Here is a 13,214-nt window from a genome sequence, read left to right on the forward strand (position 1 = left end):
GGCGGTGCCGAGGGATTGGTCTCCTGCAAATTGGCACTTGTGGACCTTGAGGCGGACCAATGCGGCCGGGCAAGCTGGTGCGTATGACCGAATCCCAGGCATCAGCGTCCACCGCAGCTCCGACCACCGGCTCGCCCCTCGTCAAGCGAGGCCTCGCCGACATGCTCAAGGGCGGGGTGATCATGGATGTCGTCACCCCCGAACAGGCGAGGATCGCGGAAGACGCCGGTGCCGTCGCCGTGATGGCGCTCGAGCGCGTTCCGGCGGACATCCGCGCACAGGGCGGGGTGGCGCGCATGAGCGACCCGGATCTCATCGACGGCATCAGAGCGACCGTTTCGATTCCCGTGATGGCGAAGACCCGCATCGGGCACTTCGTCGAAGCGCAGGTGCTCGAAGCGCTCGAGGTGGATTACATCGATGAATCGGAGGTGCTGTCTCCGGCCGACTACGTGAACCACATCGACAAGCAGCGGTTCACGGTTCCGTTCGTGTGCGGGGCGACGAACCTGGGCGAAGCGCTTCGCCGTATCTCAGAGGGTGCGGCGATGATCCGCTCGAAGGGCGAGGCCGGCACCGGCGACGTCTCGGAGGCGACCAAGCACATCCGCACCATTCGCGGGGAGATCGCCCGCCTCTCCGCGCTCGGCCCGGATGAGCTGTACGTCGCGGCGAAAGACCTGGCTGCGCCGTACGATCTCGTCCGAGAGGTCGCGGCCAGTGGCCGCCTGCCGGTGGTGCTCTTCACCGCGGGCGGGGTCGCCACGCCCGCGGATGCGGCGATGATGATGCAGCTCGGCGCCGACGGGGTCTTCGTGGGATCCGGCATCTTCAAGTCGGGCGACCCCGCGAAGCGTGCCGCCGCCATCGTGCGAGCGACGGCGCGTTTCGATGACCCCGGGGCGATCGCAGAGGCCTCCCGCGGACTGGGTGAGGCCATGGTGGGCATCAACGTCGCCGACCTGCCCGCCCCGCACCGCTTGGCTGAGCGAGGGTGGTGACGGAGCCCCGCTCGGCACCCGTCGTCGGGGTGCTCGCGCTGCAGGGGGGCGTGTCGGAGCACGGCGACGTGCTCGAGCAGCTCGGCGCGCGCGTCGTGCTGCTGCGACGCGAGAGCGACTTCGCGGGTACTGACGGACCGCGCATCGATGCGCTCGTGCTGCCCGGCGGAGAATCCAGCGCACAGGATCGGCTGCTCCGCCTCTTCGATATGGCTGAGGGCCTGCGATCGATCATCACGGAGGGGCTCCCCACGCTCGGAACGTGCGCCGGGCTCGTGCTGCTCGCCCGAGAGGTGCGGGATGCGGCACCCTCTCAGAGATCTCTCGACGTGCTCGACGTCGCCGTGCGACGCAATGCGCTCGGCCCGCAGCTGGTGTCGCACGAGGTCGACATCGCGGTCGACGCGGCTGAGGTGATCGGGCGGCAGGACGGCCGCGTGCGTGCGGCGCTCATCCGCGCTCCGGAGGTGCTTTCAGTCGGACTCGGCGCTCGCGCGATTTGCCGAGTCGACGGGCGCGTGCTCGGCGCCACGACGGCGGCGCCCGGGGGTGACTCGGACGCGGGGCCCGAGCACGACACGGATGGCAGAATCGGCGCTCGCGAAGCTCGGCGCAGGCTCGGTACGGTGACGGGCATCGCCTTCCATCCGGAGCTCACGGGCGACGCGGCCTTCCACAGGGCGCTCCTCGCGCAGGTCCGCTGATCGGCATGGCGTGCGGGCGCGGGGAAGGGGGGGGCGGAAGCGGAGGGTCGCGCCGGCCTACGTGCTGTGCAGGTGCAGCCGTTCGCCGACCGTGTTGAAGATGCTGATCACCTCGCACGGCGTCGTCCCCTCGGCCTGCATGAGGTGCGGCACCGTCGTGTCGAACTCGGCCGCCTCGCCTCGACCGAGCACGTGCTCGCGCTCGGCGAGTGAGAGGCGCAATCTGCCCGACAGCACGTAGAGCCACTCGTGTCCCTCGTGCACCTGCAACTCGCACTCGGGAGCTCCGGGGTGGTAGGTGATCTTGAACGCGCGCACCTCCGAGGCCTCCCGCGTGAGCGGAGCGATCGTCATCCCGTCGCGACGAATCGTGGTGCGGTGCACGCGAGGGTCTCGATCCGGAGCGTCGAGGAGGTCATCGACGCGGATGCCGAGCTGTCGGGTGACGGGGAGCAGGAGTTCGAGGCTCGCTTGCCGTTTGCCGGATTCCAGCCGCGAGAGCGTGCTCGTGGACATCCCGGCCCGAGCCGCGAGGTCCTCCAGAGTCCACCCGCGATCCTGCCGCGCGGCGCGCAGTCTCGGCCCGAGGCGCTGCAGCTCATCCATGATGCTCCTTGCCATTGTCGCAAATCAGATTGCAATTATTGCACATTCCCCCGAGGCTGGGACCATGACGAATACTGAATGGGATGCCATTGTGATCGGCGGCGGAGCGGCAGGACTGAGTGCGGCGCAGGCGCTCGGACGTTCGCTTCGGCGCACCCTCGTGCTCGACGGGGGCGCACCGCGCAACCGCTTCGCCTCTCACATGCACAACGTGCTGGGCCTCGACGGCACTCCGCCACTCGAACTCGTCGCACGCGGACGCGCCGAGGCCGAGACCTACGGGGTCGAGTTCCGAGAGGCGGACGTGCGCGGGGTGCGGGATACGAAGGGAGGGACGTCGTCCGCTTCCCTGGAGGCCGGCAGCCCGGGCAGTTCGATGTCCGTCGAACTCGAATCGGGAGAGGTGCTGCAGACGAGGGCTCTGATCGTCGCGACGGGTGTGACCGACGTGCTGCCCGAGATCCCCGGACTCGCGGAGCGGTGGGGCACGAGCGTCCTGCACTGCCCGTACTGCCACGGCTGGGAGGTTCGGGGCAGGCGAATCGCGGTGATCACCACCTCGCCGCTCGGCATGCACCAGGCGAAGCTGCTGCGGCAATGGAGCGATGACGTCACCGTGTTCACGGCCGGACTCGTCGACGCGCGCGGCGACAGCGTGCTCGATGCCGGTACCGAACGCGGAATGCGGGCCCGGGGCGTGCGCTTGGTCTCGGCCCGGGTTGTCGAGGTCGTCGGATCAGGTGCGGATGTCAGCGGGGTGCGCACCGCCGACGGGCGGGAGTTCGAGATCGATGCGGTCTTCACGGGGTTCGCCATGGTGCCGCAGGATCAGTTCCTCTCCGGCGTCGCGCTCGACCGCAGCGAGACCCCGATGGGCCTCTCGATCTCGGTCGATCCGATGCAGCGCACGAGCCACCCGCGCATCTGGGCTGCGGGGAACGTCGTGAGCCCCGCGGCCTCGGTGCCCCTTGTAATGGGTGCGGGCAACATGGCGGGTGCAGCGGCGAATGCCGCGCTCGTCGATGAGGATTACGCGCTCGCCGCAGCTGGGGTGAACTGAGGTGGGCGCGCATCAGCACGGTCCGCACGCCCCTGGCGAGCAGCGCTCGGGGGACGAAGCGCACGGGCACACCGATGCGAGCGCGGTGCCGTCGGATCCCGTGGCCTTCTGGGAGCAGCGGTACGGCTCGGCCGACCGGATCTGGTCGGGTGCGGTGAATCGCACGCTCGCAGATCTCGCACATGACTGGGCGCCGGGGCGCGCCCTCGACCTCGGAAGCGGAGAAGGCGGTGATGTGCTCTGGCTCGCGGAGCGCGGATGGGATGCGACTGGCATCGATCTCTCGTCGACCGCCGTCGCCCGGGCTCGGGCCGCGGCTGCGGAGCGGGGTCTCGCGCGGGCGCATTTCATCGCCGCAGACCTCGGCGAGTGGTGCGACGATCCGGTCGGCGTCGACGGCAGCGCATCACCGTTCGATCTCGTCACAGCGAGCTTCTTCCAATCACCAGTCGCGCTGCCCCGCGACCGCATTCTGCGGACGGCCGCTGGCCGCGTGGCCCCCGGAGGGCGGCTCGTGCTCATCGCCCACGCCGCCGCGCCCCAGTGGTCATCGCATCACGACGAGGACTTTCCGACGCCCGCGACGGAGCTCGCGGACCTCGGGCTACGCCCGGACGCGTGGACCGTCGAGGTCGCAGAAGTGCGCGAACGCTCCGGGCGCGGCCCCGACGGAACGGCGCACCTGCTCAGCGACTCCGTGGTGGTGGCGCGGAGGCGCTGAGCGATGCGGGGAGCGGCGATGACGCTCCCCGCCGGATCCCGCATTATCCGTCTTTTCCCCCCACATCGATACCTGTCCTACCGGTCAGTTTTCACGTACCCTGTCACCATAGTTCCGTCATAGGAAGCCTGATGGAGCGCCGACAAGGGGGGTTACACCATGACTGCAGAGCGCGGAGAAACCGCAGCCGAAACGAGACGCGGATGGACGAAGGCGCGAGCAATCCTCGCAGGCGGGCTCGTGCTCGGCGTCGGCGCCGCGATCACGCTCGCGGCCTGGACCGACAACGAGTGGGCCACGGGCATCTTCGGCAGCGGCAACTTCGGCATCGAGGGCTCGACCGACGGCACGGCGTTCAGCGATCATTCGTCGGAGGCCGAGGCTGCGGACCTCGCATTCACGGTGGGCGCCGAGAACCTGGCGCCCGACGACGTGGTCTACGCGCCGTTCGCGGTGCAACTCGAGCGAGACTCCACGTACGACGCCGAGGTGACGATCGGCCAGGCGGTCGATCCCGCGCTCGTGGGGGTCACCGCCGACTACGTCTTCACAGACACGCTCGGGTGCTCCGAAGCCGCCTACGCGGCCGGGACGGATGAGAACGCGGCGACGTTCGCGCTCGGCAGCCTGGACGACGTGCAGAACGTGTGCTTCCGGGTGACCGCGGGCGATGATCTTCCGCAGGGCGTGAACGGCGAGATCACCTGGAACTTCGCGGCGGTCTCGGGCGACGCGCTCTAGGACGACCATGACGGGGAGGAGCCGACCGAGCGGCCACGGTGGACACGGCGGGCGCGGCGGGCACGGCAAGGCGACGGGAAACTGGTTCACGAAGGCGCGAGCGCTGCTCGCCGGTGCGCTCGTGCTCGGCGTGGGCGGCTCGTTGACGCTCGCCGCCTGGACCGACACCGAAACGGCTCGGGCGACCTTCACGGCGAGCACGTTCGGCATCGTGGGGTCGGTGAACAACGGGGCGACGTACACCGAGAACCCGAGCACCGCGCCCGCGGCGCTGAGTTTCGCCGTGACCCCCACCGCGATGTCGCCGGGGACCACCACGTACGCGAAGTTCCTGGTGCGCACGACCGACGCGACGAACGTCACCGGGAACGCGACGCTCAGCGCGCCGACCACGACGACCAGCACGGCGACGAGCCTCGCTGGATTCCTCACGTACGGGGTCCGCGTGATCCCGGCGGCGCAGACCTGCGACTCGACGTCCTTCGGCGGTTCGACGAACGTGGTCGTGCCGAACGGGAGCGCGCTGACCGTGGCGGGGAGCGGCTCGACCGCGCTGGCCGCGGGCGGCGCAACTCCCGTCGCATACTGCTTCGCCGTCACGCTGCCCGCCGGAACGTCGAACGCGGCGCAGGGGATGAACACGACGGCGACGTGGACGGTAACGGGAACGTCCACCTCGTAATCGGGCGCGCGTGAAGGGGAGACGATGACGCGGGGAAATGCGGGCCGGGCTGTGGCGAACACGCTGCTGAACGTGGCGGCGCTCGGCGGCCTCGTCTGCATCGTGCTCGTGCTGGTGTCCGCGCTCTGCAACGTCTCGCTCATCATGTTCAAGACCGGATCGATGTCGCCGACCATTCCGAGTGGATCGTTGGCCGTCGTCCGCGAAATACCCGCGACGGAGATCGAGGTCGGCGACGTGCTCACCGTCGATCGGCCCGGCGAACTGCCCGTGACCCACCGGGTCACCTCCGTCGAGGGAACGGGGGAGAGTCGTACGATCACGATGCGGGGCGATGCGAATGAGGCCGAGGATCCGCTCCCGTACACGGTGACCGACGCGCGCGTCGTCATGATGTCGGTGCCGCACCTGGCGAAGGCCGTGGTGTGGTTCTCGAACCCCTGGGTGCTGGGCGGGCTCACGCTTTCGGCCTCCGCGCTCGTCACCTGGGCGTTCTGGCCCAGGCGACGAAGCGATACCGGCGCTCCGCGGCACGCCCGCGGAGCGCCGGCGAACAATCACGCATCCGCAGTACTGGCATTGGGCGCGATCGCGATGGGCGCCGGCTCCCTGGCGCTGACCCCGACCGGAGCGCAGGCCGTCGGTTCGTCGCACGCTCAGGCCGTCATTCAGAGCGAGCACATCACGCTCACCTCGATCGGCGATGCGGACGCCATGCGCACGATGCGCCCCGGAGTGCCGGTCACCTGGCAGGTGGGGGTGCGGGTGACCGCGCCGGAACCGGGAACGGTGGAGGTCTCGCTGGAGGCGGCGGGATCGCGTGAACTCGGGCTGGCACTCGACGTGCGCAGTTGCGACACGGCCTGGGTGGACGGCGCCTGCGCGGGGGACGAGACATTGCTGGAGAGCCGGCAGCGCATCGATGGAGGAGCGGATGCGATCTCGCTGACCGCGCTGCGCTCTGCGGAGGAGCGGTGGTTGCTGCTGACGGCGGTGATGCCCGAGCAGGCATCGGGCATGGTCGCACTCACCGTACGCGCTGCCGGCGGCGGCGAAGCCGTGACGACGAGCCCTCGCCCGGTCGCACCGTTGCCGACCACCGGTGGGGAGCCGGCGTGGACGCTCGGCTTCATCGCCATCGCGGCCGGGCTGGCGGTGGCAGGCGCCGCCTCCCTCGCCCGCGGACGACGGGCGGTGGAGGAGTGATGCAGCGCCCCGTGATCCCGCGTCGCTCCCGTGAGAGGAGGGCGCTGAGTGCGGACCCCCGTGCGCGGCTTCGTACCCGGATCGCCGCGGGCGTCATCGCCCTGGGCGTCGTGGCCACGGGCCTGTCGCAGCCGCCGGAGGAGACTGAAGCGCTGTGGGCCGACGGCGAGTCGGGGCGGGCGACGTTCACGGCACTCACCGTGCCCATCGCGCCGTACGGCGGTGACTGCGGAATCGTGGGGTCGTTGCTGAACCTGGGCCAGTCGACGCTCACGATACGGTGGCGGCTCCCCGCCGGCTACGCCCTCGCCGATGCTCGAATCAGCTACACCGGCTCGAACGGACTCGTACCGGCGGTGGACACGCTCCTCGGCACCTCGCTGCGCACGACGCAATCGAACGGCGTCTACACCACTGTGCTCAGCGGCGCGCTGCTCAACGCCGTACTCGGGGCGTCGAGAAGCGTCTCAGTGCAGATCGCACACCCGAGCGGCTGGATATCCCCGGCCCGAACGGTCGTCGGAAACTGGCCCTTGCTCGGTCTCGGGACCGCGACGTGCAGCATGACGCCGGCCGCGTGAACGACGATGGCGCCCATCCGCCGGAGCGGAGGGCGCCATCGAGGTGTGCACGCGGTTACGGGAGCAGGCGATTCGGCCCGCGGAAGAGATACGTGACCTCGCGAATCGACTGCTGCTTGAGCAGGAGCATCAGCACACGGTTGAGGCCCATGCCGAAGCCGCCGTGCGGGGGCACGCCGTAGCGGAAGAAGTCGAGGTAGAAGCTGAGCTCCTTCGGATCCATGCCCTTCTCGACGGCCTGAGCTTCGAGCACCTCGATGCGGTGCTCGCGCTGCGCGCCCGTCGAGATCTCGGTGCCGCGGTAGATGAGGTCGTAGCTCTGCGTGAGCTGCGGGTTCTCAGCGTTGCGCATGTGGTAGAACGGGCGGATCGACGCGTCGTAGTCCGTGAGGAACACGAAGTCGTGGCCGAACTTCTTCTTGACGTGAGCCGCGATGCGGCGCTCGCCCTCCGGGTCCATATCGGCGTCGGCGCGAGGCACCTCGTAGCCCTCCGCCTTCACGATCTCCTTCGCCTCGGCGAGGGGGATGCGCGGGAACGGGCGCGACGGCACCTCGACCTCGATGCCGAAGAGCTTCTCGATCTCAGCGCCGAGCTGCTCCTTGACCGCGGTCAGGCCGGCGACGAGCAGCTCCTCATGCAGCTCCATCACGTCTTCCGGGGAGTCGATCCAGCTCAGCTCGGTGTCGATCGAGGTGAACTCGGTCGCGTGCCGTGACGTGAACGAGTGGTCGGCGCGGAAGGCGGGCCCCACCTCGAAGATGCCGCCGAAGCCCGCGGCCTGAGCCATCTGCTTGAAGAACTGGGGGCTCTGGGCGAGAAACGCCTTGCCCTCGAAGTACTCGACCTCGAAGAGCTCGGCGCGCGACTCGGAGGCGCTCGCCATGAGCTTCGGAGTCTGGATCTCGATGAAACCGCGATCGACCCAGACCTGGCGCAGCGCGTGCAGGAACGCGGTCTGCACGCGGAAGACGAGGTTCTGCTCGGGTCGGCGCAGGTCGAGGAAGCGCCAGTCGAGACGCACGTCGATGTTCGAGTCGCCGGCGACCGGGTTGTCGGGGAGCGAAGCCGTGACGACCTCGATCTCCTCGATCTGCACCTCGACGCCGCCGAGCTTCACGCGCTCGTTGTGCTGCAGCTCTCCGGTGACCGTCACGAACGACCCCTGGGTCAGTTCGGAGATGGTGGTGGTGCGGGGCACGAGCACGTCCGAGCGGGGGTTCTCGGGATCCGGCTCGCGCAGCACGCCGCCGTTGACGAGCTGGACGGCTCCCGACTCGTCGCGCAGCACGACGAACTGCACGTACCTCTGGTCGCGAACCTTCTCCACCCACCCGGAGACTCGCACGGTGCCGTCTTCGCGGGCGGCCAGGTCCTTGATCAATACACGCTCAGTCACCCGGACAGTCTAGCCGTCGCGCCACGAGGCGCCGTACGGGGCCGTCTCACGAGAATTCGCCGCGGAATCGACGGAAACGCGCACCCGGCTACCTGCCGTCCATGTTGCAGTGCTAGCTACATGGGTATGAACTCCTCAATCGCTCCCCCCGTCGGCGGCACTCGGGCTCTCCTGCAATCGCTCGTACCCTCGCTCGTGCCCAGTGAGCGGCGCGTCGTGCAGGCGTGCATCGATGAGCCGGATCGCGTGGCGTCGATGTCGGTGGCCGAACTCGCGAGCCGTGCGGGGGTGTCGCCAGCCACCGTGGTGCGGGCTTGCCAGCGGCTCGGGTTCGAGGGGTACCAGCAACTGAAGGAGCTGCTGATCAGGGATGCGGCTGTGGCGGACGAGACGGGCTCGCCCGCCCAGCACCGCCACCCGGTCGAGCGGGTCTTCGAGCGTGCCATCGCCGGGATCCAGGGGGCTCTCGGCGCGCTGGATCTCGAAGCCTTCGACGGAGCGGCGCGGGAGATCCGCGGGTCGTCGCGGCTACTGATCGTCGGCAACGGTGCATCGCTCGCGGCCGCGCAATCGATCGGTCTGCACTTTCTCACCAGCGGGAAGGTGTGCGAGAACCCGGTCGACATCATCTCGCAGCACGTCGCAGCGAAGCTCCTGAAGCCGGGCGACGTGTGTCTCGCCGTGAGCGACAGCGGTATGAACAATTTCACGCTGCGATCGGCGCAACTCGCCGCGGAGGCGGGAGCCACGGTCGTGGCGATCACCAGCTATGCGAAGTCGGAGCTTGCCGAGATCGCGCGATTCCCCCTCGTCGCCGGCGCCGATTTCCATCGATGGAACGATGAGACGGTGACCGGCAACATCGTGCAGATGCTGCTGCTCTCTGCGCTGCATTCCGCCGCCCTGGGCGACGCACCGGGTGCGATGGCCGCGCGAGCAGAGGTGTACGACGAGGTGCTGACCATGGTCACTCGCCCCGACGAGGTCTGAGAAACACGGAGTTCGCGAAGGCTGCCCCGTCCGTTCTCGGGTTGGCCCCCACCGGTTCACCTTGATCGCCCACTCTAGGAATCAAGCGTTTCCTCAATCGGATAACGCAGGAAACAAGATTCCCTGGAGGTCTCGGTGGCACGGCTCGTACTCAATCAGATCACCCGCGCATTCGGTGACGTGACGGCGGTGGATCGCATCTCCCTCGACATCGCGGACGGCGACTTCCTCGTGCTGCTCGGCCCGTCGGGCTGCGGCAAGACGACACTGCTGCGCATGATCGCTGGGCTGCTCGACCCGACCGGCGGCAGCATCGAGCTCGACGGCACCGATATCACGGGCATGCCCGCGCGCAAGCGCGACCTGGCCATGGTGTTCCAAAGCTACGCGCTCTACCCGCATCTGAGCGTCGCGAAGAATCTGGCGTTCCCGTTGAAGGTGCGCGGGGCATCGAAACAGGAGATCACGAGCCGGGTGCTCGCAGCCGCGGAGTCCGTCGACATCGCGCACCTGCTCGAGCGGAAGCCGAAGGAGCTGTCGGGCGGTCAGCGCCAGCGGGTCGCGGTCGCGCGTGCGCTCGTGCGGGAGCCTCGGGCATTCCTGATGGACGAGCCGCTCTCAAACCTCGATGCGAAGTTGCGTACCGCGACGCGCCAGGAGCTCGCCGCGCTGCACCGCACGCTCGGGGCGACCTTCGTGTACGTCACTCACGACCAGGTCGAGGCGATGACGATGGCGACGAAGATCGCCCTGCTCAACGCCGGTCGGCTCGAGCAGTACGGCACGCCTGAAGAGCTCTACGACACCCCGAGCTCGATATTCGCCGCTGGATTCCTCGGCTCACCGGCTATGAACCTCCTGGACGCCACGCTCACCACCGCCGATGGCTCGATCGCCATATTCGCGCCCGGTGTCGAGGCGCTGCTCTGGAAGGGCGCCTCGCCTGACCGGGACATCGTCGTCGGCATCCGTCCCGAGCACCTCAGCGTGCACGATGGTGCCGACGCTGCAGCAGTGCCGACTGCGGGTGCAGCGCTCCGCGGCACGGTCGACCTGGTCGAGAACCTCGGGCGCGAGCAACTCGTGCACTGCCGGATCGGCGACGAGCGCGTCACCGTCTCATGCGATCGAGCGGAGACCTGGCGCGCGGGCGATCTGGTCGTGCTCGCCGCCCCTGCCGCGCGGGTCCATCTCTTCGACCGGGCGAGTGGCCGCCGCTTGGAATGGCAACCGGACGCCGAGCCAGAAGCGCCGACTCATCGTCCGCGCGCCGAGCTGTCCGCTTCAGTTCCCGGGTGACGCCGGGTTCCGTCTGCTTCTCGCTTCCCATCCGCACGCACTCCTCCCCATTCTCCTCCCGAAAGGATCCATCATCATGCGACTCCGACGTTTCGCCGCCTGTGGCGCCCTCGCGCTCGCCGCGAGTCTCCCATTGGCGGCTTGCGCCACCGGCAGCAGTGCGACCGACCCTGCAGCATCCGTCGTTCCCGAGCTGGCCGAAGACCAGCAGGTCGAAATCGTGTTCGAGAGCTACAACCTCACCCAAGCCGGTGTCTGGACGGACACGGTCACGCAGCTCATCGAGGAGTTCGAGGAGCAGCACCCGAACATCTCCGTCACCGCGCAGCCGACTCAGGGCGCCGCGGCTGCGGCGGGCAACTACGTCGGCAGCGTGCAGACGCAACTGCTCGCGGGGGATCCGCCCGACGTCGCCCAACTGACCTTCGACGCGCTCGAGTACACCGCGACGCAGCTCGGTGCGAAACCGCTCTCCGACCTCGTGAGCGAAGCGGAGCTCGAGGAGGCGTTCGGCGGGGAGAACCCGATGCACCCGAACGCTCGAGTGCTCGCCGACTGGGAGGGCAAGACGTACGGCATGCCGTATGTGTTCTCAACGCCGGTGATGTACTACAACGCCACAGCCCTCGCTGATGCAGGCATCACCGGAACCCCCGATCTGAGCACATGGGACAAAGTCGAGGAGGTCGCGGCTCAGGTGAGCGCCGAGACGGGCAAGCCGTCGCTCGACATCTCGTGCACCGTCAAGGGGGGCAGCTGGTGCATGCAAGGCCTCTTCAAATCGAATGGCGGCGAGGTGCTCTCCGAGGATCGCAGCACCATCGGCTTCGGGTTTGACGCGGCGGTGGCGACGGTCGAACGCTTCGCCGAGATGAGTGACGCCGGCGTACTACGGAGCGCTGACGCCTCTGCGCAGATGGAGGGCCTCGCCAAGGGGGACACCGCGATGATCCTGATCACTTCGGCTCTCCAGGGCATGTTCATGCAGGCCGCCGAAGCCGGCGGATGGACGCTCGCGGCCGCTCCGATGCCGGCCTTCGAGGGCCAGGAGGCCGTGCCGACCAACTCGGGCTCGGCGCTCTTCGTGCTGAGCGACGATCCGGCGAAGCAGCGCGCCGGGTGGGAACTCATCAAATTCCTCACGAGTGACCGCGCATACGAGCTCATCTCGAGCCAGATCGGCTACCTGCCGCTGCGCACCGGGCTCGTAGAGGAAGGCGGCGCGCTCGCTGACTGGGCGGCGAGCAATCCACTGATCGAACCGAATCTCGATCAGCTCGAGCGGATGGAACCGTGGCTCTCCTACCCGGGCAACAGCTATGTGCAGGTCGACGACCTCCTCGCGACCGCGATCGAAGACGTTGTCTACTACGGCAAGCCTGCCGAGTCGACGATGACCGAGGCCGCGGAGCGCGCCCAGGAGCTGATCGACTGATGCTGCAGACTCCGACCGACACCATCGCGCTCGCTCCGATCGCCACCGCGGTGCTCGCCGTGGAGGGCACCCACAACTTCCGCAGTACTGCTGGGTACGCGGCGTCGACGCGAGCGATCCGTCCGGGAAGCCTCTTCCGCTCGGACGCACTCCACCGGCTGAGTGATGCCGGCAGCCGGCAACTCGTCGAGCACGGCATCGTGCGCATCATCGACCTGCGCACAACCGAGGAGCTCGCAGAAGCCCCGAGCGCGCTCGTCGCCGCGGGCGTGGAAACGGTGCACCATCCGATCTTCGGCAGCGCGGGCGTTCCACTGGCGAACGGGAGCATCACGCTCGCCGAGCTCTACCGCCACATGATCGATGAGCGCACCGAGCGCCTGACCGGTGCGCTGCGCCTGATCGTCGATGCTCCAGCGGGCGGCGTACTCGTGCACTGCACCGCCGGCAAGGATCGCACCGGCCTCGTGGTCGCCGCAGCTCTCTTGGCCGTGGGCGTCGAGCGAGACCAGGTCGTCGCGGACTACGCCGCGAGCGGCGACAATCTCGCGGGCGAGTGGTCGCAGCGCATCCTCGCCGCTACCGCTGAGCGTTTCGGCGATCTGAGCTCGGCGGTGCAGGAGCTGCTGCTCGCCAGCCCCGCTGACGCTCTCGAGGCCACGCTCGATCACATCGACGCCCGCTTCGGCGGCATCGTGCCGATGCTCAGTGCGCACGGCTTCACCGAGACCGAGCTCGCGCGACTGCGCGCTCGTCTCCTCGACTGACCACCCATGAAAGGACTCCCCG

14 protein-coding genes are annotated in these 13,214 nt (G+C 68.7%); 12 read left to right on the forward strand and 2 right to left on the reverse strand.

The genetic code is table 11. From position 1 onward, the window contains the following. The first annotated feature begins 83 nt into the window (after window positions 1-83). Both pdxS and pdxT read left to right on the forward strand, forming a co-directional pair. Window positions 84-1,001, forward strand: a complete 918-nt coding sequence (pdxS, locus tag JSQ98_RS12615) for a pyridoxal 5'-phosphate synthase lyase subunit PdxS (protein WP_211649992.1) — start codon at window positions 84-86, stop codon at window positions 999-1,001. Continuing rightward, window positions 998-1,705, forward strand: a complete 708-nt coding sequence (pdxT, locus tag JSQ98_RS12620) for a pyridoxal 5'-phosphate synthase glutaminase subunit PdxT (protein WP_346728793.1) — start codon at window positions 998-1,000, stop codon at window positions 1,703-1,705. Before pdxS ends, pdxT begins: the two co-directional genes overlap by 4 nt. Before the next feature lie 57 nt (window positions 1,706-1,762). Here the strand turns inward: pdxT and JSQ98_RS12625 are convergent, their stop codons facing one another. Beyond that, complete coding sequence (locus tag JSQ98_RS12625) at window positions 1,763-2,311, reverse strand: helix-turn-helix domain-containing protein (RefSeq protein WP_090146478.1); 549 nt, start codon at window positions 2,309-2,311, stop codon at window positions 1,763-1,765. Window positions 2,312-2,375: 64 nt separating this feature from the next. Here JSQ98_RS12625 and JSQ98_RS12630 point away from each other — a divergent pair, with 64 nt between their 5' ends. The 6 genes from JSQ98_RS12630 to JSQ98_RS12655 all read left to right on the forward strand — a co-directional run bounded on the left by JSQ98_RS12630 (window position 2,376) and on the right by JSQ98_RS12655 (window position 7,302). Continuing rightward, complete coding sequence (locus tag JSQ98_RS12630; protein ID WP_211649994.1) at window positions 2,376-3,371, forward strand: NAD(P)/FAD-dependent oxidoreductase; 996 nt, start codon at window positions 2,376-2,378, stop codon at window positions 3,369-3,371. A 1-nt stretch (window position 3,372) separates the two neighbouring features. After that, window positions 3,373-4,092, forward strand: a complete 720-nt coding sequence (locus JSQ98_RS12635; RefSeq protein ID WP_346728794.1) for a class I SAM-dependent methyltransferase — start codon at window positions 3,373-3,375, stop codon at window positions 4,090-4,092. Window positions 4,093-4,251: 159 nt separating this feature from the next. Then, window positions 4,252-4,833 (forward strand): SipW-dependent-type signal peptide-containing protein, encoded by a 582-nt coding sequence (locus tag JSQ98_RS12640; protein WP_211649996.1) that lies wholly within the window; start codon window positions 4,252-4,254, stop codon window positions 4,831-4,833. Between the two features lie 7 nt (window positions 4,834-4,840). Further along, entirely contained in the window at window positions 4,841-5,515 is a 675-nt protein-coding gene (locus JSQ98_RS12645; RefSeq protein ID WP_211649998.1) for a SipW-dependent-type signal peptide-containing protein, read from the forward strand. Window positions 5,516-5,539: 24 nt separating this feature from the next. After that, window positions 5,540-6,721 (forward strand): signal peptidase I, encoded by a 1,182-nt coding sequence (locus JSQ98_RS15145; RefSeq protein WP_249290832.1) that lies wholly within the window; start codon window positions 5,540-5,542, stop codon window positions 6,719-6,721. Continuing rightward, window positions 6,721-7,302 (forward strand): hypothetical protein, encoded by a 582-nt coding sequence (locus tag JSQ98_RS12655; RefSeq protein ID WP_211650000.1) that lies wholly within the window; start codon window positions 6,721-6,723, stop codon window positions 7,300-7,302. The genes JSQ98_RS15145 and JSQ98_RS12655 overlap by 1 nt, the downstream gene beginning before the upstream one ends. 55 nt (window positions 7,303-7,357) lie before the next feature. Here JSQ98_RS12655 and aspS read toward each other — a convergent pair whose 3' ends face one another. Then, window positions 7,358-8,701 (reverse strand): aspartate--tRNA(Asn) ligase, encoded by a 1,344-nt coding sequence (gene aspS / locus JSQ98_RS12660; RefSeq protein ID WP_336662759.1) that lies wholly within the window; start codon window positions 8,699-8,701, stop codon window positions 7,358-7,360. 126 nt (window positions 8,702-8,827) lie between these two features. On the opposite strand from aspS, the gene JSQ98_RS12665 reads away from it, so the two are divergent. From JSQ98_RS12665 to JSQ98_RS12680, 4 genes are all read left to right on the forward strand, one after another. Further along, window positions 8,828-9,691: a MurR/RpiR family transcriptional regulator gene (locus JSQ98_RS12665; protein WP_211650001.1), complete on the forward strand. Its 864-nt coding sequence runs from the start codon at window positions 8,828-8,830 to the stop codon at window positions 9,689-9,691. A gap of 135 nt (window positions 9,692-9,826) precedes the next feature. After that, a complete protein-coding gene (locus tag JSQ98_RS12670; RefSeq protein WP_211650002.1) occupies window positions 9,827-10,990 on the forward strand; it encodes an ABC transporter ATP-binding protein in 1,164 nt (387 codons plus the stop codon). Window positions 10,991-11,066: 76 nt separating this feature from the next. After that, a complete protein-coding gene (locus JSQ98_RS12675) occupies window positions 11,067-12,425 on the forward strand; it encodes an extracellular solute-binding protein (protein ID WP_211650003.1) in 1,359 nt (452 codons plus the stop codon). After that, a complete protein-coding gene (locus tag JSQ98_RS12680; protein WP_211650004.1) occupies window positions 12,425-13,192 on the forward strand; it encodes a tyrosine-protein phosphatase in 768 nt (255 codons plus the stop codon). Before JSQ98_RS12675 ends, JSQ98_RS12680 begins: the two co-directional genes overlap by 1 nt. Window positions 13,193-13,214 lie beyond the last annotated feature (22 nt).

It is taken from the genome of Leucobacter manosquensis (genome assembly GCF_018304845.1).
Taxonomy (GTDB): Bacteria; Actinomycetota; Actinomycetes; order Actinomycetales; family Microbacteriaceae; genus Leucobacter; species Leucobacter alluvii.

Bases quoted from the DNA above. Each gene is read 5' to 3' on its own strand.
- pdxS (WP_211649992.1), top strand. From the start codon at position 84: ATGACCGAATCCCAGGCATCAGCGTCCACCGCAGCTCCGACCACCGGC.
- JSQ98_RS12625 (WP_090146478.1), bottom strand. From the start codon at position 2,311: ATGGATGAGCTGCAGCGCCTCGGGCCGAGACTGCGCGCCGCGCGGCAG.
- JSQ98_RS12630 (WP_211649994.1), top strand. From the start codon at position 2,376: ATGACGAATACTGAATGGGATGCCATTGTGATCGGCGGCGGAGCGGCA.
- JSQ98_RS12640 (WP_211649996.1), top strand. From the start codon at position 4,252: ATGACTGCAGAGCGCGGAGAAACCGCAGCCGAAACGAGACGCGGATGG.
- JSQ98_RS12645 (WP_211649998.1), top strand. From the start codon at position 4,841: ATGACGGGGAGGAGCCGACCGAGCGGCCACGGTGGACACGGCGGGCGC.
- JSQ98_RS15145 (WP_249290832.1), top strand. From the start codon at position 5,540: ATGACGCGGGGAAATGCGGGCCGGGCTGTGGCGAACACGCTGCTGAAC.
- JSQ98_RS12655 (WP_211650000.1), top strand. From the start codon at position 6,721: ATGCAGCGCCCCGTGATCCCGCGTCGCTCCCGTGAGAGGAGGGCGCTG.
- JSQ98_RS12665 (WP_211650001.1), top strand. From the start codon at position 8,828: ATGAACTCCTCAATCGCTCCCCCCGTCGGCGGCACTCGGGCTCTCCTG.
- JSQ98_RS12675 (WP_211650003.1), top strand. From the start codon at position 11,067: ATGCGACTCCGACGTTTCGCCGCCTGTGGCGCCCTCGCGCTCGCCGCG.
- JSQ98_RS12680 (WP_211650004.1), top strand. From the start codon at position 12,425: ATGCTGCAGACTCCGACCGACACCATCGCGCTCGCTCCGATCGCCACC.